The organism is Variovorax paradoxus, assembly GCF_030815855.1.
In the GTDB taxonomy this organism is placed as follows: domain Bacteria; phylum Pseudomonadota; class Gammaproteobacteria; order Burkholderiales; family Burkholderiaceae_C; genus Variovorax; species Variovorax paradoxus_M.
This window is the reverse complement of the sequence record NZ_JAUSXG010000001.1, coordinates 1,983,043-2,003,605: the sequence shown is the minus strand read 5'-3', so window position 1 is coordinate 2,003,605 and position 20,563 is coordinate 1,983,043. Positions and strand designations below refer to the sequence as shown.

At 67.1% G+C, this 20,563-nt stretch carries 17 protein-coding genes and 4 pseudogenes; 11 read left to right on the top strand and 10 right to left on the bottom strand.

From position 1 onward, the window contains the following. Positions 1 to 161: 161 nt before the first annotated feature. Positions 162 to 449 (top strand): annotated as a pseudogene (locus QFZ42_RS09330) (ribbon-helix-helix domain-containing protein); the annotation flags it as partial. Beyond that, positions 446 to 790 carry a type II toxin-antitoxin system RelE/ParE family toxin gene (locus QFZ42_RS09325; RefSeq protein WP_307700690.1) on the top strand — a complete coding sequence of 115 codons (345 nt, stop codon included), beginning with the start codon at positions 446 to 448 and terminating at the stop codon, positions 788 to 790. The pseudogene QFZ42_RS09330 and the gene QFZ42_RS09325, both read left to right, overlap by 4 nt. 135 nt (positions 791 to 925) lie before the next feature. Here QFZ42_RS09325 and radC read toward each other — a convergent pair whose 3' ends face one another. From radC to QFZ42_RS09300, 5 genes are all read right to left on the bottom strand, one after another. Continuing rightward, positions 926 to 1,321, bottom strand: coding sequence for a RadC family protein (gene radC / locus QFZ42_RS09320; protein ID WP_373423324.1), 396 nt, complete (start codon positions 1,319 to 1,321; stop codon positions 926 to 928). After that, a complete protein-coding gene (locus tag QFZ42_RS09315; protein WP_307704332.1) occupies positions 1,261 to 1,560 on the bottom strand; it encodes a hypothetical protein in 300 nt (99 codons plus the stop codon). The genes radC and QFZ42_RS09315 overlap by 61 nt, the downstream gene beginning before the upstream one ends. A 642-nt stretch (positions 1,561 to 2,202) precedes the next feature. After that, positions 2,203 to 2,514, bottom strand: coding sequence for a type II toxin-antitoxin system RelE/ParE family toxin (locus tag QFZ42_RS09310; protein WP_307700689.1), 312 nt, complete (start codon positions 2,512 to 2,514; stop codon positions 2,203 to 2,205). After that, positions 2,511 to 2,813 (bottom strand): YlcI/YnfO family protein, encoded by a 303-nt coding sequence (locus tag QFZ42_RS09305; RefSeq protein ID WP_307700688.1) that lies wholly within the window; start codon positions 2,811 to 2,813, stop codon positions 2,511 to 2,513. Before QFZ42_RS09305 ends, QFZ42_RS09310 begins: the two co-directional genes overlap by 4 nt. Positions 2,814 to 3,194: 381 nt before the next feature. Then, the gene (locus QFZ42_RS09300; RefSeq protein WP_307700687.1) at positions 3,195 to 3,767 is read right to left on the bottom strand and encodes a helix-turn-helix domain-containing protein; all 573 of its coding nucleotides are present in this window, start codon (positions 3,765 to 3,767) and stop codon (positions 3,195 to 3,197) included. A 188-nt stretch (positions 3,768 to 3,955) separates the two neighbouring features. On the opposite strand from QFZ42_RS09300, the gene QFZ42_RS09295 reads away from it, so the two are divergent. Then, positions 3,956 to 4,198, top strand: a complete 243-nt coding sequence (locus QFZ42_RS09295) for a helix-turn-helix domain-containing protein (protein ID WP_307700686.1) — start codon at positions 3,956 to 3,958, stop codon at positions 4,196 to 4,198. Positions 4,199 to 4,577: 379 nt separating this feature from the next. On the opposite strand, the pseudogene QFZ42_RS09290 reads toward QFZ42_RS09295, so the two are convergent. After that, positions 4,578 to 4,868, bottom strand: a pseudogene (locus QFZ42_RS09290) (transposase); the annotation flags it as partial. Between the two features lie 302 nt (positions 4,869 to 5,170). Here QFZ42_RS09290 and QFZ42_RS09285 point away from each other — a divergent pair. The 6 genes and pseudogenes from QFZ42_RS09285 to QFZ42_RS09260 form a co-directional block, all read left to right on the top strand. Then, positions 5,171 to 5,532 (top strand): annotated as a pseudogene (locus tag QFZ42_RS09285) (helix-turn-helix domain-containing protein); the annotation flags it as partial. 244 nt (positions 5,533 to 5,776) lie between these two features. Then, positions 5,777 to 5,995 (top strand): hypothetical protein, encoded by a 219-nt coding sequence (locus QFZ42_RS09280; RefSeq protein WP_307700685.1) that lies wholly within the window; start codon positions 5,777 to 5,779, stop codon positions 5,993 to 5,995. Continuing rightward, on the top strand, positions 5,992 to 9,012 hold the full coding sequence (locus tag QFZ42_RS09275) for a hypothetical protein (RefSeq protein ID WP_307700684.1): 3,021 nt from the start codon (positions 5,992 to 5,994) through the stop codon (positions 9,010 to 9,012). The genes QFZ42_RS09280 and QFZ42_RS09275 overlap by 4 nt, the downstream gene beginning before the upstream one ends. Next, entirely contained in the window at positions 8,999 to 11,311 is a 2,313-nt protein-coding gene (locus QFZ42_RS09270; protein WP_307704202.1) for a glucoamylase family protein, read from the top strand. Before QFZ42_RS09275 ends, QFZ42_RS09270 begins: the two co-directional genes overlap by 14 nt. 313 nt (positions 11,312 to 11,624) lie before the next feature. Further along, positions 11,625 to 11,792, top strand: a pseudogene (locus QFZ42_RS09265) (ribbon-helix-helix protein, CopG family); the annotation flags it as partial. A gap of 53 nt (positions 11,793 to 11,845) precedes the next feature. Continuing rightward, positions 11,846 to 12,268, top strand: coding sequence for a type II toxin-antitoxin system RelE/ParE family toxin (locus QFZ42_RS09260; RefSeq protein WP_307700683.1), 423 nt, complete (start codon positions 11,846 to 11,848; stop codon positions 12,266 to 12,268). A 131-nt stretch (positions 12,269 to 12,399) separates the two neighbouring features. Here QFZ42_RS09260 and QFZ42_RS09255 read toward each other — a convergent pair whose 3' ends face one another. Continuing rightward, positions 12,400 to 13,230 (bottom strand): prephenate dehydratase, encoded by an 831-nt coding sequence (locus tag QFZ42_RS09255; RefSeq protein WP_307700682.1) that lies wholly within the window; start codon positions 13,228 to 13,230, stop codon positions 12,400 to 12,402. Here QFZ42_RS09255 and QFZ42_RS09250 point away from each other — a divergent pair. Continuing rightward, positions 13,214 to 13,480: a hypothetical protein gene (locus QFZ42_RS09250; RefSeq protein ID WP_307700681.1), complete on the top strand. Its 267-nt coding sequence runs from the start codon at positions 13,214 to 13,216 to the stop codon at positions 13,478 to 13,480. The two genes, QFZ42_RS09255 and QFZ42_RS09250, sit on opposite strands and share 17 nt — an antisense overlap. 63 nt (positions 13,481 to 13,543) lie before the next feature. Here the strand turns inward: QFZ42_RS09250 and QFZ42_RS09245 are convergent, their stop codons facing one another. Both QFZ42_RS09245 and QFZ42_RS09240 read right to left on the bottom strand, forming a co-directional pair. Next, a complete protein-coding gene (locus tag QFZ42_RS09245) occupies positions 13,544 to 14,494 on the bottom strand; it encodes an ArdC family protein (RefSeq protein ID WP_307700680.1) in 951 nt (316 codons plus the stop codon). An 847-nt stretch (positions 14,495 to 15,341) separates the two neighbouring features. Continuing rightward, positions 15,342 to 18,944 (bottom strand): indolepyruvate ferredoxin oxidoreductase family protein, encoded by a 3,603-nt coding sequence (locus QFZ42_RS09240; RefSeq protein ID WP_307700679.1) that lies wholly within the window; start codon positions 18,942 to 18,944, stop codon positions 15,342 to 15,344. A gap of 92 nt (positions 18,945 to 19,036) precedes the next feature. On the opposite strand from QFZ42_RS09240, the gene QFZ42_RS09235 reads away from it, so the two are divergent. Next, positions 19,037 to 19,555, top strand: a complete 519-nt coding sequence (locus QFZ42_RS09235) for an Lrp/AsnC family transcriptional regulator (protein ID WP_307700678.1) — start codon at positions 19,037 to 19,039, stop codon at positions 19,553 to 19,555. Positions 19,556 to 19,820: 265 nt separating this feature from the next. Here QFZ42_RS09235 and QFZ42_RS09230 read toward each other — a convergent pair whose 3' ends face one another. Beyond that, positions 19,821 to 20,441 carry a hypothetical protein gene (locus QFZ42_RS09230; RefSeq protein ID WP_307700677.1) on the bottom strand — a complete coding sequence of 207 codons (621 nt, stop codon included), beginning with the start codon at positions 20,439 to 20,441 and terminating at the stop codon, positions 19,821 to 19,823. Positions 20,442 to 20,563 lie beyond the last annotated feature (122 nt).

Here is a 20,563-nt window from a genome sequence, read left to right as displayed (position 1 = left end):
GCGGCTTGACCTGTGCAGGGCAGGCGAAGAGGTCCAGCGCATGCCGACCAAGCTACAACGGCGCCAGCCGCGGCCGCCGGCACAATCCGGCCTATGGCAAAGTTTGCCATCGCACGTCAAAGTGTTGTCCATGACGACGATGAACATATTCCCTTCCGGACGAAATGAAGGCGTTTGTGGATGCTCAGGTCGCGGATCGCCGTTATGGAAATGCGAGCGAATACATGCGTGACCTCATCCGGCGGGATTTGGCGCGCGAGCAGTTTCGAGCAGCCATCTTTGCTGGCCTCGAATCCGGGCCTGCCGTCGAGTGGACGTCGGCGCACTTCGATGGATTGCGGGCCGAGATCGCCCACGTTGAGGCAGCGGGCGCGCTCGCGCCGAAGGTTTCCGCTGAGCGCAAGACCGCGGTTGCACCCGCGAAGGCTGTAAGGAAGAAAGCGACTTGAGCGCGAAGCGCGTCAGGCGATTCCTTGTTCGCCCGCGTGCCGATGCGCAGATCACCGCCGCAATTCAGTACGACGCGGTCACCATGCAGGCACCGAGCGCGGCCAAGGGCTTTGTGGATGAACTGCAGAAAGCCTACGAGCTCATCAAGCGAAATCCCGACGCTGGCTCGCCGCGTCTTGAGGTCGAGCTGGGCATGCCCGGCCTGCGTTCATGGAACCTGCCCAGGTACCCCTACCTGATCGTTTATTTGCGGCACCCCGAGGTCGTGGATGTGGTGGATGTGCCGCATACACGCACCGACTACGTCGCTGCGCCGATCAACGATCCTGGGCCGCCCTGACCCGTCCCGTACCGGGCGAACACCGCCGGACCTGCCGGCTATGCGCAATCTGCAATCCGGGCATGTGCGTGCACCCGCACGCGCCCTGCGGGCAAAGAAAGCAAACACGGGCGCCGAAGCGCCCGCGGACGGCCCTCAGACGAAGCCGCGCTCGGCCATCGACGCGGCGCGGTTGTTCCCCACCACGACGTGGTCGAGCACCTGCACGTCCACGAGCGCCAATGCATCCTTGAGCACCCGCGTGAGCGTCACGTCCGCCTCGGACGGCTCGACATGGCCCGAGGGATGGTTGTGCGCCAGGATCACCGCCGAGGCATTGAGCTGCAGCGCGCGCTTGACCACCTCGCGCGGATAGACCTCCGCCTGCGTCAGCGTGCCGCGGAACATGTCCTCGAAGGCCAGCATCGTGTTCTGCGCACTCAGGAACAGCACTGCGAAACTCTCGTGCGCCTGCCCGGCGAAGTGCAGCTTCAGATAGTCCGACACCGCGTAGGGGGAACGGAAGGCCTCAGACGGACGCACATCCTCCATGAGCAGCTCCCGCGCCAGGCGCAGGCCGCGAGCATCTGCAGCCAGCCGATGCCCGACGTGTCCCGCGCGAAGCCGACCAGCCTGTGCAGCGAGCGCCCGTGCGCCTCGAACAGCGCCTCGGCCTCCGCGCCGAGAAAGGGTCGCAGCGCCTCGAGCACCCGCAGATCGCGCGCCGAGAGCGTGCCGGCAGCCTCGCCGGCCGACGAGGACATGAAAGAAAAGCAAGAGGAAGCGTTCATGACGATGAACTCCTGTGGAAGACACAGGCGGGATTGCCTGCGTGCCCCCACGACCCCGTCGCAGCGCAGCGCTCAAGGCCGCCGCAGGCGCGCGGCACGCGCCGAGCACGCGTAGCGCGCGCAGGGCCTTGAACGCGAGAACGAGGGGGTAGCCTTGGGGCTCACAGGCAAGCCCACCCCACCCTCCACAAGCGCCCCGAAGGAGCCCGAACTCTGCGAGTGTTTTCGAAGGGATTGTTTTCGAAGGGAGGCCCGGCACCTCTTCTTTATCTCGGGGCGGGAATCGCCGCGCGATGGGCTCCTCCAGACGTCAGCGCCTGGCCGGGCGCTCAGCTCACGCGACCTGCAATGCAACGAGGCGCAGCTTCGACGATGGCATCGCAAACGGGCCACGGTGCCCGGCCGCCCGCTCGACCCATGTGCCGTCGGCGGTGTCGGCCATTTCTGAGCGTTTTCTTGCCCAGGTCATCCCCACGCCACCGGCGTACGGACTCCCCGAGGTGCTCATGGATGCACCCACAGCGACAGCGCAGAAGATGCCCTTGCCTCGGCTGGCCGCCGAATCGGCTTCGTCGATCGCGGATCGCAGCGGCGTTCGAGGCAAGCGCGCCACGATCGCGATTCGCTGCCTCGCGCTTACTGTCAGTGGTAGTCGTCCTCTCGCTGATGCCGAATGGCAGATACCACGATCTCCCTTTCGCCGACGACATGGAACAACGCAACGTAGCCTGATGCGCCGAATGGAATGACGAGCTCCCGCTCCAGCCGGTCGTCGAAGGCCAGCCGACATGTGAATGGATTGGTCTCCAGGATACGGAACTCGCTTCGGATGGCCAGGAGCGCGCGATCCGGCAACGCCCAGTCTCCGTGCTTGAGCGCAACATCAAGGAGGAAGGCTTCAAGACGCTGCAGATCTTCCACCGCCTCGCGCGTCAAGCGCACGACGTATGTCACGGACGCCGTGTGGAGGCGCCGCCCCGCGCCGTCTCGACTGCGTTGCGCGCGATGTCGAGCCGGGACTTCATTGCATCGAGCACCTCGTCTGCCGCATAGGACTCGCCCGTCTCAAGCGCGCGAGCGAGCGATGCGCGTCCACGCGCCACGAATTCCTGCTGCGCCTTGCGACGACGGGCCGCATCGATCGCAGCCTGCTCGACAAAATGCGACAGCGTTTCGCCGTCGAGCAGCACGCGTTCGATCTGTTCTCGAACGGCGGCTGTCACCCGCACCGGAGGAAGTTGGGTCGTCTTCATGGCCAAATTGTATAGCAAATGCTATGCACTCGCTCGCTGGGTTGGTGCCGGCACCCAGTTGCTGCAGCGCCTGGATGCCCCACGAAGTCGCCATAGCGGTCCGGCCCGCGCGCTCCAGGTTTCACTGTTCTTGATGGTTCCAGAGCGGGCCTTCGTCGACCACGAGGCGGCTGCCGGCGATGCAGCCCGCATGGCACGACGAGAGGAAGCCACGGCCGCAGCGATCACCTCGGGCGCCCCCACGCGGGGAAGCGGGTGCGGCGGCAGCCGTCTCGCCCGCGCTCTCCGTCGTCTCCACACGCAATGTGACCTCCGCGCCTTCCGCAGCGACGCGCAGGGCGATCGCCCGGCCGTTGCGCCGAGCAGACCCGCCCCACGCCCTTAATCGCGCAACGTGAACACCACCGAGAGGTAGGACACCGGCCCGCCTTGAATCGCCTCGATCCCATGCAGCGCCGTGGCCTCGAACAGCAGCGAGTCCCCTGCCCTCACCTCGACCATCTTGGCGCCATAGCGGTAGCTGACCTCCCCGGAGAGGAAGTACAGGAACTTGAGGCCCGGATGCTGAAAGGTCACGTAGGGATCGGCGCCGGGCAGCAGCGTGACCAGGTAGGGCTCGACGAACAGATTGCCCGACAGCAGATGCCCCAGCAGCTCGTAGCGGTAGTCCGAAACCGCACCGACGCGATCAACCACGACGCCCTGCCCTGCGCGCACGTGGCAGAAGTCCGTGCGTCGCGCCTGATCGCCGAAGAAGCGCGACGCCGGCACACCCAAACCCTTCGCGAGACGCTCCAAGGTCTCCACCGAAGGCGAGACCAGCCCGCGCTCGATGCGCGAGAGCATCGAGGAAGAAATCCCTGAAATCTTGGCCAGCGCGCCGCCGGACACATCGGCCGCCATACGCAGCGCCCTCACCTGCGCACCGATACGCGCCGCGGACAGGCTGCGCACGGCAGGTGCGGGTTGCCTCGACCGAGTGCGCGTGATCGACGCCGGCAGCTTCGGCGAGCGCCCGGTAGGAAACGGAGACGGAAGCCGGACATTTTGCATGAACACAGACCCCTAGCAGAAGCAGCAGGCCTGTCGATTGTGACTCAAACACGGCTGACGCAAAAGCAGCTTTCTCGAAGACTTCCTCTGTGACAAGTTCTAGGAATTCTTCGAAGCAACCTGAAGTCTCGGCAAGGGAAGTGCTTGCGTTGAATTTGATCCGGCAGCGCGGATTAAGGGGATGGTCGCAAGAGGCCCTGGCGTTCGAGGCAGGGCTGCATCGGACCTTTGTCGCTCACGTTGAACGTCAAGCGCGCAACATTTCACTCGACAATCTTGAGCGTCTGGCATTGGCATTGGAGCTCAGGCCATATCAGCTTCTCGAAGAATAAAAGCCGTCGCTTTTGCGAGGCGATCATCGAAATTCGCTCTACGTGAAGCGCGCACCAAGGCTCACTACATCCACGGGGAATCATCAAGCACCGCTCACTCCAAGCACGAATAGGTGAAAAGAGGCGCCGACGCGCCTCTGTGACCGCACTCGGCCATCGAGGCCACGCGGTTCGCTCCCACCACGATGTCGTCACAGTTCCCGAGCGAATGCAAACCCGGTCGGCAACTGTTCGCAGCACGGTAGCCCTGTAAGTCAGAGACAGCCAAGCAGCGATTGTGTTGAAAAACTCGCCTTGGATCTAGCCTGCGCTGGCGACCCCAACGATTCGCAGTCGAGTTGGCGATGCGGGAACACATGGTAAGTCTTGCCGGCTTACCTCACGCGCTCTTCGGTGCCGTGTCTGCTTCGGATGGCATCAGCCACTTGGCCATTCGCCTGAGGTTCTGGGCTGTGGCCGCCATCAAGAACTCGGCCCGGGCCCCACTGAGGCCGCGAAGCCGCAGGCGATCCAGCTTCATGATGCGCTTGAGGTGGGCGAACAGCATCTCCACCTTCTTGCGGTCCCTTCGCGACTGTCTGCACTCCGTCGTCTGCGCGATGGATCGTGCCACCTCGCGGGCGCCTTCATGGATGCTGCGCGCGATCTTGCGAAACGGTGTGTTCGGGCAGCGACCGGCGCAGGATGCGTATTCCCTGGCGATCTTGGTTGATCTCGAATCGATTGCGGCATTGAGCAAGCAGCTCTATTACTTTGACGACAAGGTATCGAAAGCACTCGCTCAACTCGGAACCTTTGAAGCCTTGACAGCTGTAGTGGTGTTCATGGCCAAAGCGGAAGCAAGCCCTCCGTCATCCGCAGGCGCGGATGGTGTGCTCAGGCCCACGCTTGCTTGCAGCCGGCGGTCCTTCATCCCCGGCCTGGCTAACGACGACGGCTGGAATGCCGCTCGAATGCAAAAAAAGATGAAGGCGAGCTGCAGCTGCGCACGGTGTCACTGCACCGACTGCCAGGAAGTGGTTTGTCGCTATCTGGCAGGTGGCGAAGCCGCTTTGGTCGAAGCCCCCTCCAGGCCCCTGCGTTCTCCCAAGGCGATCAACGCAGGCAAGCCGCTTCTGATCGTCGAGCTGCGCAAGCGTCGAATGCTGCGGGCGCGCATTGCACGAAGCGTGGGCGTCTCGAAGTCCACGGTCAGCCGCGTTCTGGCGCGAGCGGGCATATCCAAGCTGAGCGACCTGGAGCCTGTAGAGCCGATCGTGCGCTACGAGCACAAAGCTCCAGGGAATCTGCTGCATATCGACACCAAGGAGCGCCCAAGCCACAGAGCGTTTGGAATTTCGGTGTATTGACACGAGTACGCCGGCTGGTCGCTTGTGCTTCAGATAGGCGGCATGGGGTAGCTGCGCCAAAGAATCAGCTGTGACAGACGGTCCTCAACCGCGAATGCGTAGCATCTTCCTACGTCGGGCATCGTGAAAACAGGCACCCGTAAGGTCAATTAAAAGCGTACGGTCGGAACACGTTCACAGTTCTCGCAATCGCGCGGCAGCTCGAAGTCGTCACAAGGAGCCCGTCGCAATGTCCGTCCCGCAGTCCCTTTCCCATTCGCATGTCGATTTCGTCGGCAGCGATTTCGAAGCCCTGGCTTCACACATGCGCCACTGTGCGCTTGCTCACGGGCGATGGTTTTCGGTGCGAAGCCATATGCAACGTGCGCGCGCGCTCGCTGCGGGTCGCATCGTCACGATGGCCTGCGTGGTTGCGGTCCTGGGCATCGGTCTGTTCGCCATCACTTGAGCGCCGCTGCCGTCGTCGACCGCCTTGAAGGGCTCAGTCACTACGCCCGGTCCCTTCTGCTCGGTCCCCACGACCCGGCCGCGCTCCCGATCCGCGCCGAACTCTTCGGCGCCCAACGTTTCGAACAGCACGGCCACAGTCTGGCCCGTGCCCAGGTGGTCGAGAACGATCCGCACAACGTCCGCGAAGGGGCGCCCTTCTTTCCTCGTGTCGACGAAAACCTCGAATCGCTGCGCGCAGCCTTCGACTACATCGCGCTGATTTCCCGCAGCGGTCGCTATGTGTCACCGGCAGCCGAGTGGCTGCTCGACAACTTCCACCTCGTCGAGGCGCAGCTCCAGCAAATCCATGAGGGTGTGCCGCGCAGTTACTACGCACGCCTGCCCAAGCTCGTTACGCCGCCGCTGGCGGGGCTGCCGCGCGTGTACGGCATTGCGTGGGCCTATGTGGCGCATACCGACAGCGTGCTCAACAAGACGCTGTTCACGGCCTTTCTCAACGCCTACCAGGACATCGACGAGCTCATGCTCGGCGAACTGTGGGCGCTGCCCACGACCTTGCGCGTCGTGCTGCTCGAGAACCTGCGCCGCGCGGCCCAGAGCATTGCGCAGAACAAGGTCGCGCGCGAGATCGCGCATGCGGCCTGGGACGCGGCGCCGCACCTGTCTGCGCAAGACCTCGACGTGCTCTACCGCGCGCTGCAAAGCCACGGCCTACAGGACAGCTACCTCACGCAGCTGTGGCAGCGCCTGCCCGTCGAGCATGGCGAGGACATGCCCGCGCTGGTGCGCTGGACCGAGCAGCATTGCCCCAACGGCCCGGCACTGATCGGTGACGCGCAGAACGCGCAGGCCGCGGCCAACCTCACGGTCGGCAACATCATCACGACGCTGCGCATGATCGGCCAGGTCGAGTGGAGCGACCTCATCGAACCGGTGAGCCGCTCGCTGCGCGTGCTGCGCAAACTGCCGAACTTTGCGAACGAGAGCGAACTCACGCGCCAGCAGATCACACATGCGATGGAGCAGGTGGCGCGCAGCACCGAGCGGCCCGAACGCGAAGTGGCGCAGGCCGTGGTCACGTTGGCCTCCGCCGCGCCGGCCGATGAAGCCGGCGCCGAGACCGACCGCGCCGACCGCACCGCCGGCTACTACCTCTTCGGTCAGGGCCGGCTCGCGCTGATCGCGTCGCTGCAGGCGAACGGGCCTTCGGGCCCTGCCGCGCGCACCACGAGCCCACGAAGCCCCGCGCGCAGCCATCGCGGCTGGCGCCTGCCCGTCTACGTGGGTTTCGTCTTCCTCGGCACCGCGCTGCTGCTGGCGGCCGTGGTGCACGGCCTGCCGCATCGCGGCGACTGGACCACGGTTGTGGCGCTGGTCCTGCTCGCGTGGCCGCTGTCTGAAGCGCTAATTTCGCTGGCGCAACGCATCATGGCGGAGTCGGTGCGTGTGCAGGCCTTGCCACGTCTCGATTTTGCGAACGGCATTCCCGAGCGGCACCGCGCGCTCGTCGTCATGCCCACGATGCTGGGTTCGATCGCGAACAACGCCAAGCTCGCGCACCGGCTCGAACTGCACTGGCTCGCCAACCGCGAGGCGCACGCGCAGTTCGCGCTGTTGACCGACTGGGCCGATGCTTCACAAGCCTCGATGCCCGAAGACGGACCCCTGCTCGACGATGCCCAGCAGCATATCGCCGCACTCAACGCCAAGTACCCACCGGAGGAAGGCGCCGTACCGCGCTTCCTGCTGCTGCATCGCCCGCGCAGCTGGAGCGAGACCGAGCAGCGCTGGATGGGCTGGGAACGCAAGCGCGGCAAGCTTGAAATGCTCATGCGCCTGCTGGCCAGCGGCGACGCCGGCGGCTTTCTTCCGCTCGCGCCGGGCCAGCAGCTCGCGCACGGCCGCACGCCCTATGTGCTCACGCTCGACAGCGACACCGGCCTGCCGCCCGGCGCGCTGCGCGACCTCGTGTCCATTGCCGCGCATCCGCTGAACGCGCCCGAGATCGACATGCAAAGCCGACGCGTGGTCGCGGGCTTCGGCATCTTGCAGCCGCGCATCGTCACACCGTTCCCGATGCACAGCGAGCGTTCCTTCTTCCATTGGGGTGTTCGCAGGACAGTGCGGGCTCGACCCGTACGGGAGCGGCGCGTCCGACATCTACCAGGACGTGTTCGGCAGCGGCTCCTTCACCGGCAAGGGTCTGCTCAACGTGCGGGCGGTACACGCCACGCTGAACAACCGCCTGCCCGACAGCGCCGTGCTGAGCCACGACCTGCTCGAAGGCAGCGTCGCGCGCTGTGCGATGGTCAGCGACGTGGTGCTGGTCGAAGACCATCCGCACCATGCCGGCGTGGCCGCCTCGCGCGTGCACCGCTGGGTGCGCGGCGACTGGCAGCTGCTGCCGCTGATGTGGCGCGCGCGCCGCTTCGGCATCGACGCGCTGGGCCTGTGGAAGATGAGCGACAACCTGCGCCGCTCGCTTGTCGTGCCGGCGTCCTTCGCGCTGCTGGTGCTGGTGATCTTCACGCAGGCCATGCCGCTGGGCTGGGCGCTAGCCGCCGTCGGCGCGGCGCTCACGCTGGGCCCGCTGCTGGGCGCGCTGGCCGGCCTGGTGCCGACACGGCGCGCCATCGAGCTGCGCCACTTCTTCGACGTGGGCGCAGTCGAGCTGCTACGCGCCATGGCCGGCGCTGCCTGGCAGTTCGTGCAGCTGGCGGCGCAGACGCGGCTGCTGCTCGACGCGGCCTTCCTCGCTACCTGGCGGCTGCTCGTGAGCCGCAGGCACCTGCTGCAATGGACGACGGCCGATCAGGCGCAGGCGCAATCGAGTCAGCGCTTGAAGCCCTTCGTGCGCAGCACGGCCCTGAGCAGCGCGGTGTGCCTCGTGCTCGCCGTGCTCGCACACTGGAGCGCGTACCCGGTGATCGGCCCGCTGCTGTTCGTGCTCTGGGCGCTGGCGCCCATCGCCGCCTGGCGGGGCAGCCGTGTCGACGCCGCGATGGGAGACCTTGAAGACCCGCTCGCGCCCGCGCAGCGCAACTACCTCGACACGCTGGCGCACGACACTTGGCGCTTCTTCGAGCATGTGGTCGGGCCGGACGACAACCACCTGCCGCCCGACAACCTGCAGCTCGAACCGCAGCCGACCCTTGCGCACCGCACCTCGCCGACCAACATCGGCATGTACCTGCTGGCTGCCTGTTGCGCGCGTGAGTTCCGCTGGATCGACACGGGCGGCCTGCTGGCACGCCTCATGGCCACGCTCGACACTGTCGGCCGCATGCAGAAGCACAACGGCCACCTGTTCAACTGGTACAACACGCAGACGCTCAAGCCGCTGCCGCCCGACTATGTGTCCAGCGTCGACAGCGGCAACTTCGCGGGCCACCTCGTGACCGTCGCGCAGGCCTGCCGCGCCTTCGCGGCGGAAGAAGGCTGCCAGCCCCACGAAGCCCCCGCGCTGGAAGCACTGGCGCAGCGTTGCGACGCGCTCCACGACGGCATGGATTTCAGCGGCCTCTACGACGCCAAGCGCCACCTGTTCCACATCGGCCTGCGCGTCGAAGAGAACGTGCTCGACGCCAGCTACTACGACCTGCTGGCCTCCGAGTCGCGCCTGCTGAGCTTCCTGGCGATTGCCAAGGGCGACGTGCCGCGCCGCCACTGGATGGCGCTGGGCCGGCCGTTCCTGCTGGTGGGCTTCCAGCCCAGCCTGAAGTCGTGGTCGGGCTCGATGTTCGAGTACCTGATGCCGGCGCTCGTGATGACCGAGCCCACCGACGGCCTGCTGCAGGTGGCCAACGCCGCGGCCATTGCCGAGCAGCAGGCCTTCGGCCGCGCGCAGAACATGCCGTGGGGCGTGTCCGAGTCGGCCTACTTCGCGCAGGACCATTCGCTGGCCTACCAGTACTCGCCCTTCGGCGTGCCGCGCCTGGCGCTGCGGCGCACGCCGCCGACCGATCGCGTGGTGGCGCCCTACGCCACCCTGATGGCCGCGCCCTTTGCGCCCGCAGCGGCGGTGCTCAATCTGCAGCGGCTCGAAGCGCTCGGCGCGCGTGGCGAATTCGGCTTTCTCGATGCGGTCGACTTCACCACCTCGCGCCAAGCCCAAGGCCAGGACTTCACCGTGGTGCGCAACTTCATGGCGCACCACCAGGGCATGTCGCTGGTGGCGCTGTGCAATGTGCTGTGCGCCGACGCCCCGCGCCGCTGGTTCGGCAGCGCCGCGCTCGTGCAGGCGCACGAGGCGCTGCTGCACGAGCGCACGCCGCGTCAGATCATCGGCAGCGCCGACCCGCGCACGCCGCCCGAGCCCAGCCAGGCCGAACTGGCGCCGCTGTTCCAGCCACGCGTGGTCGATCCGACGGGCCCGGGCTTCCAGCCCACGCATCTGCTGTCGAACGGCCGCTACACGGTCGCGCTGCGGGCCAACGGCGCGGGCGTGAGCCGCTGGCGCGCGTTCAACGTGACGCGCTGGCGCGACGATCCACTGCGCGACAGCTACGGCACCTTCTTCTATGTGCGCGATATCGACAAAGATGGTGGCCACAGCGAGCTCACTTCGCTGACCGCCCTGCCCGCGCCCGGTGGCGACTGGCACTACCGCACCCGCTTCCTGGCCGACCAGGTGCAGTTCGATGCGACCGGCCCAGGGCTGCAAGTGCGCACCACGGTGCTCATCAGCCCCGAGGACGACACCGAGCTGCGCAACATCACGCTGCACAACTCGGGCGACGAAACGCGCACGCTCGAACTCGTCTCGTACTTCGAACCCGTGCTGTCGAACCCCAAGGCCGACGAGGCGCATCCGGCTTTTGCCAACCTGTTCGTCGAGTCGCGTTGGGAGCCCACCTGGCGCGCGCTGCTGCTGTCGCGCAAGCCGCGCCTGCATGGCGATGCGGTGGTGGCCGCGGTGCACTTCCTAGCCTCGGTCGATGCCAACGTGCTGTCGATCGACTGCATGACCGACCGGCGCGCCTTCATCGGCCGCAACCGCACGCTGGCCGACCCCGTGCTCGACCCGCAACCGCTCACGGCTCAGGGCAAGCAGGTGAACGGCCTGGACCCCATCGCCTGCCTGCGCGTGCGCCTGTCGATCGCGCCGGGCACCACCGCGCGCCTGAGCTTTGCCACCGCCGCCGACGAGAGCATCGAGGCGCTGATGCCCAGCATCGACCGCTACCTTCAGCCGATGCACGTGGAGCGCGCCACCCGCATGGCCGCCACGCTGGCGCAGGTGCGGCTGCGCGACCTGAGCATTGCGCCCGCGCAGACCCTGGCGCTGCAGGACCTGACGACCATCCTCACCTAGGGAACGGCTGATGGAACAGCCGGTTTCATCAAGTCATTTCTTCCTCTTGAAACAGAGATTCATGTGACTTTCTGGTCACACGCGGCGCATCGAGCCGCCGGAGGCGTCTCGCCCCTTCGGGCTTCCATCGCTGACGCCTTCGCGCCCGTCGGCGCTGCGGCGCCGCGCCCGCGTTCAATACCGCCTCGGATAGGAGCGCAGAAGCCGGAACTCCGCATGCTCCGCGAGCAGCTTGGCGATCTCCGGCTGCGGTCGCAGCGCCCCGGATGATTCAGCCAGTCACGGCCGGACCGGCACGGTAACTGAAGGCCCGATGTGCTACAGGTGTGCTACGGTGTGCGCCACCGCCAACGTCATGAGGTCCATCAACATGCCGACAACGACCATCCACCTTGAAGACGAGCTCAAGGCCCGCATCGCGGCTGCGGCTGCGAGGTCGGGCAAGTCTTCGCATGCGTTCATCCTGGACGCGCTGTCCGACATGGTCGAACGCAGCGAATTGGACGAGGAGCTGCATCGAATCGCAGACAAGCGATGGGCTGCGTTGCAGCGCACCGGCGAATCGGTCGCCTGGGAGGACGCTGCGGCCTACTTGAAGGCACGCGCGGCCGGCCAGAAACCTCGCAGGCCTCTGGCGCACAGGCCGGGGCTCTGACCGGCCCCAGGGTCCGCATCGAGCACGCACCGGGGGTCCTGGACGACATCGACCGCTTCATCGACCATCTGGAACAGCACCAGGTCGCCGATGTGGCGAACCGGGTCGGGGAGATTTTCGAGGCCATTCAGATCCTTTCGCGCAGCCCGCTGATCGGCCGCCTCGTCGCAGGTGGAAAGCGCGAGCTGATCATCGGCAAGGTCAATCGCGGCTATGTGGCGCTGCACCGTTACCTGGGCGGGATCGAGACCGTCTTCATCCTGGCACTGCAAGCCCGGCGCGAGTCCGGGTTCAAGCACTGAAAGGCCCGTCCGCGCCTTCGACCTCGCGCTTCGAACGCCGCTCACCCTCCCCTCCCGCTCTCGCCTCGACCCGGGGGCACAGGACCAAGTCGAGCAATCCCACACACGGCGCGCGCGCCTCCAGGGGATATTCAATATCTTCGAGGGTAGGAGCCGAGAAGCCGGAACTCTGCACGGTCCGCCAGCAGCCTGGCGATTTCCGGCTGCGAGGCATGGCCCACGACGTCGATGACATAGCGGTGCCCATCCAGCGATTGCTTGCCCGGGCGTTCATAGACCGCCAGGACCCGGGCCGATTGCGCAAGCGCCTGCAGCGATCGCTGAAAACCTTCTTCGTCGACGGTCAGCAGCAGCGTCGTCTTGTCATGGCCGCTGGGTGCCGGGATCGCATGCCCCAGCACCCACCAGCGCGTCGTGTTGTGAGGCCCCTCCTCGATGCCGCTGACGATCGACGTGAGGCCGTAGAGGCGGGCCGCGCCGGGCGGCCCCATGGCGGCCACGCCTGACGCTGCCCCTTCCGCCACCGACTTCGCCGCGGCGCCGCCGCTGGCCGCCGGCTGGCGTTCGACGTCCGGCATCTCCAGATCGAGCCAGGGCTTGACCTCCTCCAGCGCCACGGGGTGCGCAAGCACCGTGCGGATGTCCTCCTTGCGGGTGCCGGGCTTGGCCAGCAGGCTGTAGCCCAGTGCCTTCGGGTACTCGCCCACCACATGTACGGTCTCGAGCGCCAGCACGTCGTCCAGATAGGGCGTGGCCCCGACCACCGACGTCGTGGCGGGCACGCAGGCCTTGGCGACGGTTTTCGCGCGCAGGGCCTTGAAGAGCGCCTGCCTGTCGAGCGCGACCAGATTCGTGTCGCCGAACAGGTCCATGCAGGCCTGGTGGGTCCAACTGCCTGCCGGTCCCAGGTAGGCGATCTGGGCGCTGGTGATCGAGGAGACGCCCATGGCGAGCGTGGCCATCGTGACAGCACAAAGGGAAAAGGTTTTCATGAGTTTGAACGGCACGGGCAACAGCAACAGCGGTGGAGCGAAGCGCACTGGGTCCAACGCGCACAGCATCGAGATCCGGCGTTGGCGGCCTGCACGTCTTCACGACGGAGGCCGCGATGATCCGGACGGCGGGCGTGCCCGGCAACCCGTGCGCGGCACGCACTTTCCCGAAGGCCGCCATGCCCGAAATCCAGATGCTGGCAGCCATCGCGTTGCATGACGCGAAACAAACCTGCGCCACGCCCGAATGCGCGCCGGCAGGTCCCGAGACCGTCGACGACCTTCATGCGTCCTCCGCGCTCGCCGCGGACTCCCCAAGTGAAGGCATCTCCCGCGCCACGATGAACGCGAAGGCTTCCTCCGCGAGACGCGCTGCCGTGAAGATCGCCGTGCGGTCGCCCCGCAGCACCTGCAGCCAGGCGTCGATGTAGGCCGCATGCCCCTCGACCGTGACATCGACCAGCCCGCAGTGCCCCATCACGAACGCACTGCCCAGTTCGGCCACCAGTTCCTCGAACGCATAGGCCGCATCGCCGAAGCGTTGCCCGAACTGCCGGTTCAACCGGTCGGGATGCCCGGTCCAATGCACCAGCTCGTGCAGCGCCGTCGCGCACTGCGCCTCGGGACTCGTGAACTGCCGCGGCCACGGCAGCCGGATCTCGTCGAGCGCCGGCAGGTACGCCGCCCGGTCGAAGCCGTGGCGGATCGTCGCATTGCAGCCTCCCAGCAGCCGCATCGCCCGCTCCACCGGCCCCTGCACGTTCGCCGTTGGCGCCACAACACCGAGGTCCACCACGTCGAGCGGCAGCCCGTCGATCTGCGCCACGTTGAACAGCCAGAACGGCAGGCACAGCAGCACGCCGGCACGGGCACCGGCGTCCGCAGCCATCGCCTCCTCGTCCGTCCCGCCTTGCGAGAGGACGTCATCGGCATCGCCGCGACGCTCGCGCGCCCTGCGCTCGAAATGCGCGCACAGCACGCCGCGCTCGCCCTTGCGCACCTGGGCACCGAGGCTCTGCGCCTGCCGGTAGGTCAGCCAGACGTTGGACGCATAGCCCGCCTCGATTGCCGCGTCCCAGAGCAGCAGCACATTCGCACCGCGGTACGGCGCGCCGGTCTTGCCGTTGCGCGGCACCCCGCGCACTGCCGCCCGCGTCCAGCGTTCGCGGAACACGTGGCCGCCCTTCTCCAGCATCGCCACGATCCGGTCCGTCACGACCTGCCGTACGTCCATGCGGTCCCGCGCAGCAGCGCCAGAGGATTCGACGACACCTCCACCTGCTTTGGGTGAGTCCTCGGGGGGTACGGGGGGAACGCCCGTGGCTGCCGGATGGCCCGGGCGATGCGGGTCGCCTGCATCGCGCGGGCTGGAACTGGAAGTCGAATTGGCGTGCATGGCTTGGCCTTTCTGCGGCATGTGCCGCGGTGGTTGAACATCTGCTTTCGGAGCCGCCTCGACGCATGGAAGCGCGCGGCAAGGGCCGATGTCCAGGGACCGCCCGCAAGCCGCAGCCGAGCGCAGCGAGGACCGGGTGAGGACGGTGGCGAAGCCCGCAGCCCTGGACAGCGGCACGAGCGCGCTATGCGTCGGTCAAGAGGCGGCTTCGAACGCAGAGGTGACGCGCACGCACAGGCCGTGAAGCCCTGCACGCGGCCAACACCGCACCGCCGAGGGCGCCACGCCATCGAGGGCCTGCGAAGCACGAGCCCACGCCAATGTCAGGACCGCCGAACGCCGGGGCGGGTGGCCTGACCGGTGACTGCCGTGCATGCACGGCCACTTGAGGTACCCGTCGGTTTGCACGCACCGGATCGATGCCCCCCTTCACCCGCATCGGGAGAAGCGGGATTCGGACATCGCTGCGGAGCGCGCGCAACGTTCGAGCGCCGCACGCAAATGCGATGCCCGGGCGCAAGGCGATCGGTGACAGGCGAGCGTTGGATCAATCCGGCACCATCCGCATCGGCATCCGCCGAGCGTTAGCACTGCCGTGTGTCGGCAGAGCCTCGCCACCTTCGGCAACCGCGTTCATGTCCAACACGACGAGCCAACAAGCGCCTGACCTGCGCTCGACCCGCGGTCACTGCGACACGACCGCAATCCCCTTGAACTGGCCCGCCTGCGCCTTCTTTTCCGGCCGCGGATAGCGCTGCGGCGAGAAGCGGTGCAGCAGCTCCGCCTCGCGATCGGTTGCGAGCGCGAGGTTGGCCAGCTTCACATGCCCGAAGCCGCGGATCGTCAGCGGCAGTGCCGCGATCTGCGCGGCGAGCGGCTGGTTGTCGGCAGACAGATCGGCGGCCAGTTCATCGAGCCGCTTGTCGAACCGGGCGATCAGCGCACGCTCCATCCGGCGCTCCTGTGTGTAGCCGAACGGGTCGAGGCCCGTGCCGCGCAGTCGCTTGCCGTGGGCCAGCCATTTCATTGCCGGCAGCATCCACGCGCCGAGGCGGATCTTGGCGGGCGCCTGGCCGTGCGCGGGACGCGAGAGCAGCGGCGGAGCCATGTGAAATTCGAGCTTCAGTTCACCCTCGAACTGGTCCTTGAGTTTCTGCAGGAACGCGCCGTCCGTGTACAGGCGCGCGACCTCGTACTCGTCCTTGTAGCTCATGAGCTTCAACAGGCTGCGCACCGCGTTGCGCGTGAAGGGCAGGCGCGCATCGCCGCCCGGCAACGCGGACTCGGCCGCCTGCAGTGCGCGGATGCGTTGGTCGAAGCGCGCGGCCCACGCAGCGTTCTGGTAGCTGGTGAGATGGCGGCGCGCATCGGCGAGCAGCGCGTCCAGCGGGCGCTCATCGGCTTGCCGGGCCTGCGCTTGCAGGGGCGCCGCCCGCAGTTGGTCGAGCGCGGCGGGGTCGCCTGCGGCAAGCCGCCCCAATGAGAACGCCGATTGGTTGGCCGCCACCGCGACGCCGTTGAGCTCGATCGCATGCATCAGCGCCTGCAGGCTCAGCGGCACCAGGCCGCGCTGCCACGCATAGCCGGCCGCCACGATGTTCGCGGCCAGCGTGTCGCCCAGGAACTCCTCGGCCAGGCTCTGCGCATCGAAGGTCTCGACCTGTTCCTCGCCCGCGACGAATCGCATCTTCGCGAGCAGCAGGTCGACGTGCAGGTCGGCATCGGGGTTGCGCAGCGACTCGGCCACCGGGATCTCGTGGATGTTCGCCAGCACGCGCGTGCGCCCGTGCCGCACGGTCTGCAGCGCGTCGGGCGAAGCGCCCACCACCACATCGCACGCGAGGATGGCGTCGGCCTGCTGCGTGTCGATGCGCACCTGGTTCAGCCGCTCGGGCGTGTCGGCCAGCCGCACGAAGCTCAGCACCGAACCGCCCTTCTGCGCGAAGCCCATGAAGTCGAGCACGCTGGCGGACTTGCCCTCCAGGTGCGCGGCCATCGCGATGACCGCGCCCACCGTCACGACACCGGTGCCGCCCACGCCGGTCACGAGCAGGTCGTAGGGGCCGGTCCATGCATGCGGCGCGGGATGCGTGAGCGCGGCCACGCGGTGCAGGAAGGCATCGCGCCCGGCGGCGAGCGCCCCGCTCTTGCGCCGCAGCGTGCCGCCGGTGACGCCCACGAAGCTCGGGCAGAAGCCCTTGGCGCAGGAATAGTCCTTGTTGCAGCTGGTCTGGTCGATCTTGCGCTTGCGGCCCATCGGCGTTTCGTGCGGGAGCACGGCCACGCAGTTGCTCTGCACGGTGCAGTCGCCGCAGCCTTCGCACACGGCCTCGTTGATGTAGAGGCGCTTGGGCGGATCGGCCAGCTCGCCCTTCTTGCGGCGGCGGCGCTTCTCGGCGGCGCAGGTCTGCTCGTAGATGAGCACGGTCACGCCCGGCATTTCGCGCAGGCGGCGCTGCACCTCGTCGAGCGCGGCGCGGTCGTGGAACTCGGTGCCCGCCGGAAAGCGGTTCTTGATGGCGTCGTACTGGCCGATGGCATCGCTCACGACCACCACCTTGGTCACGCCTTCCGACTCGACCTGCCGCGCGATCGCATCGACGCTGATGACGCCATCGACCGGCTGCCCGCCCGTCATTGCGACCGCGTCGTTGAAGAGGATCTTGTAGGTGAGCGTGGCCTTGGCCGCGACGGCCTGGCGGATCGCGAGGTAGCCCGAGTGGTAGTAGGTACCGTCGCCCAGGTTCTGGAACACGTGCGGCGTCCTGGTGAACATCGCGTGCGAGATCCAGTCGACCCCTTCGCCGCCCATCTGGATGAGGCCCGCGGTGCTGCGGTCCATCCAGTTGGCCATGAAGTGGCAGCCGATGCCGGCGCGCGCCGTCGATCCCTCGGGCACCTTGGTGCTGGTGTTGTGCGGGCAGCCGGCGCAGAAGTACGGCAGGCGCTTGACCGCATCGCTCGCATTGCCCAGCAGCTCGGGCGGCGTGAAGTCGCGCACGTGCTGCAGGTGGTCGCCGAGGTCCTGGTTGTCGGGGAAGTGCGCGGCCAGCCAGTGCGCGACCAGCTCGATGAGACGCGAGGGCCGCAGCTCGCCAAGCGCGGACACCAGCGGCTGGCCCTCGCGGTCGTGCTTGCCCACGAGCACGGGGCGCGCATCGGGCGGCGCGTTGTAGAAGATGTCGCGCAGCTGCGTCTCGACCACCGCGCCCTTCTCTTCCACGACGAGGATCTCGTCGAGGCCGCGCGCGAATTCTTTCAGGCGCGTCTGCTCGACCGGAAAACTCAACCCCACCTTGTAGAGCCGCACGCCGACGCGCGCGAGCTGTTCGGGCGAGAGTTCCAGGCGCCGCAGCACCTCCATCAGGTCGTGGTGCGCCTTGCCGCAGGTGACGATGCCGACCTTCGCATGCGGGCTCGCGATGACGTGGCGGTCAATGCTGTTGCGCTGCGTGAAAGCGGCCACGGCGGCGAGCTTGTCCTCCAGCCGCGACTCGATGCGCAGCGATGGCAGGTCGGGCCAGCGGTAGTGCAGCCCGTCTGGCGGCGAGGCGTGGCCGGTGGCGGCGCGCACGGCATCGGCGTCTTCCCAGGCCGCCACGCGCGCGTTCACCGCATCGAGGTCGACGGTGCCCGCGCTCTCGACGATTTCGGACAGCGCCGCCATGCCGACCCACGCGCCCGAATAGCGCGAAAGCTCGTAACCGTACAGGCCGAACTCCAGGTACTCGGCCACGCTGGCGGGCTGCATCACCGGCATGCGCCAGGCCATGAAGGCATGGTCGCTCTGGTGGGGCATCGACGACGACACACAGCCGTGGTCGTCGCCCGCCACCACCAGCACGCCGCCGTGCGGCGACGAGCCGTAGGCGTTGCCGTGCTTGAGCGCATCGCCCGCGCGGTCCACGCCCGGGCCCTTGCCGTACCACATGGCAAACACGCCATCGACGGTGCGCTCGGGGTCGGACTCCACGCGCTGCGTGCCCAGCACCTGCGTGGCCGCGAGCTCCTCGTTCACCGCGGGCACGAAGCGGATGCCGGCGTCCTTGAAGCGATCACCGGCCTTCCAGATGGCTTGGTCGACCATGCCCAGCGGCGAGCCGCGGTAGCCGCTCACGAAGCCTTGCGTGTGGAGGCCGCGCGCCGCGTCGCGCTGTTTCTGCATCGCCAGGATGCGAATCAGCGCCTGCGTGCCGGTGATGAAGACCGCGCCGGCATCGGCCCAGAGGTTGTCGGAGAGCTGGTAGTCGGGCCGTCGAAGCGCGACCGTCTTGTGGGGGGCGTTCATGCCCGGAATTGTTCTGCCGCACTCCGAGTAAGTGTTTCTTCAATACACTGGCGCAGACCCTTGTTTGAAGAGGAATCCTCTCGGAAACCGCCATGAACATTGATTCTGTTTCTCTTGACGAGCATTGCCTCAAGATCCTTTCTGCACTGCAGCACGACGGCCGGCAAACCGTGCAGCAGATTTCGGAGGCTGTCGGGCTCTCACCCACGCCCTGCTGGAAGCGCATCAAGGACATGGAGGCGGCCGGCGTGATCCGCGGCTACACGGCCATGATCGATCCCGAACTGGTGGGCCTGCATGTCTCGGCCGTGGCCGAGGTGAACCTCGATCGCCACAGCGAGGCGATGGTGCAGCGCTTCGAGGAGGCGGTGGCTGCGAGCCCGCAGATCATCCGCTGCGTCTCGGCCACCGGGCCGGCGGACTACATCCTCCACGTGACAGTGCCCGACATGAAGCACTACGAGCGCTTCCTGCACGAGGTGCTCTTCAGCCTGCCCGGCGTGACGCACGTGCGCTCGAGCATCGTGCTGCGCGAGATCAAGTCGGAGGTGGCACTGCCGCTCGGCCATCTGATGGGCGCAAAGGGGGGCGCGGCGCCTTCGCGACGCTAGAAGGCGTATGTCGCTCGGTGACACACCGGGGCCGAGGTGCACCGCTGTTCGACCATTCGCGTCGCGGGAAAGTGGCCCGGGTGAAGACAGCCCGACGGCTGGGGTCGAGCCGGCCAAGATGCGCGCTCGAACGCACTGCCCGCCGTGATTGGGGGCGTGTGACGACGAAGGATAAGCGTCCAGTCACCTCATCTTGACGTCCACGTTGTGACTTAACCATCACGTGCATCGGAGCTACGCCGCGGCACGACGGCGGACCACGGCGTCAACTGCCGCCTGCCTCCGACGATCGCTTGATCCGCGTCCGGAACTGCCGCGCGACTGGACTGTCGTCCCAGACGACGGCCCTGCCATCGTCGACGGCCTGGCGCCCGTAGACGATCCATGCATCGCAGACGGTGCCGATGGACTGGACCACCTCGAAGCGCTCTGCATGCGCCATCGCGAAGGAAGTGAAGACGATACCCGCGCTGTAGCGTCCTTCTGTCAGACCGGACTGGACCGCGAGCACCGTCGGCTCGTGCACGATGGTCGGCCAGGCGGAAAGGTCGGCATAGCTCTGTGTCGCCGTCTGCACGCCCACTTTGCCAGCGCCCTCCCCGCTTGCCATGGACCGCACGAGCGCCATGGGCTGGCTGGGTGAAATGAAGGCGTCGACCACCACCATGGCCGTGCGATAGGTGCCCGTGATCTCGGCCGCGGCGGGATGCACCGCGCACTGAAGCAGGTAATCCGCCTCCCCGGCGATCAGCGCGCGCGCGCCGCTGTGGAAGTCGTCGAACAACACGATGCGGCAGGCTTGCGCAATGCCATGCGCGGCCAGGTACTGCTGGAGAACGAAGTGATGGTTGCTGCCCTCATGGCCCAGCGTTGAAAAGATCAGCATGTGTTCGCCTTGGCGGTGGCGCATGACGGTGACAGTGGGTCGGCCTCGACGTCCACCTGACGGGGTTCGCGGCATGCGCGAGCGCCGCCAGAGCCGGAACCTGCGCTTGCTCGAGCGCACAA

Excerpts from the sequence above, each read along its gene's own strand:
- radC (WP_373423324.1), bottom strand. The coding sequence starts at position 1,321 with ATGGAGGATGTGCGTCCGTCTGAGGCCTTCCGTTCCCCCTACGCGGTG.
- QFZ42_RS09315 (WP_307704332.1), bottom strand. The coding sequence starts at position 1,560 with ATGAACGCTTCCTCTTGCTTTTCTTTCATGTCCTCGTCGGCCGGCGAG.
- QFZ42_RS09305 (WP_307700688.1), bottom strand. The coding sequence starts at position 2,813 with ATGAAGACGACCCAACTTCCTCCGGTGCGGGTGACAGCCGCCGTTCGA.
- QFZ42_RS09280 (WP_307700685.1), top strand. The coding sequence starts at position 5,777 with ATGTCCGTCCCGCAGTCCCTTTCCCATTCGCATGTCGATTTCGTCGGC.
- QFZ42_RS09270 (WP_307704202.1), top strand. The coding sequence starts at position 8,999 with ATGGGAGACCTTGAAGACCCGCTCGCGCCCGCGCAGCGCAACTACCTC.
- QFZ42_RS09260 (WP_307700683.1), top strand. The coding sequence starts at position 11,846 with ATGGGCTGCGTTGCAGCGCACCGGCGAATCGGTCGCCTGGGAGGACGC.
- QFZ42_RS09250 (WP_307700681.1), top strand. The coding sequence starts at position 13,214 with ATGGCGAGCGTGGCCATCGTGACAGCACAAAGGGAAAAGGTTTTCATG.
- QFZ42_RS09255 (WP_307700682.1), bottom strand. The coding sequence starts at position 13,230 with ATGGCCACGCTCGCCATGGGCGTCTCCTCGATCACCAGCGCCCAGATC.
- QFZ42_RS09245 (WP_307700680.1), bottom strand. The coding sequence starts at position 14,494 with ATGGACGTACGGCAGGTCGTGACGGACCGGATCGTGGCGATGCTGGAG.
- QFZ42_RS09240 (WP_307700679.1), bottom strand. The coding sequence starts at position 18,944 with ATGAACGCCCCCCACAAGACGGTCGCGCTTCGACGGCCCGACTACCAG.
- QFZ42_RS09235 (WP_307700678.1), top strand. The coding sequence starts at position 19,037 with ATGAACATTGATTCTGTTTCTCTTGACGAGCATTGCCTCAAGATCCTT.
- QFZ42_RS09230 (WP_307700677.1), bottom strand. The coding sequence starts at position 20,441 with ATGCTGATCTTTTCAACGCTGGGCCATGAGGGCAGCAACCATCACTTC.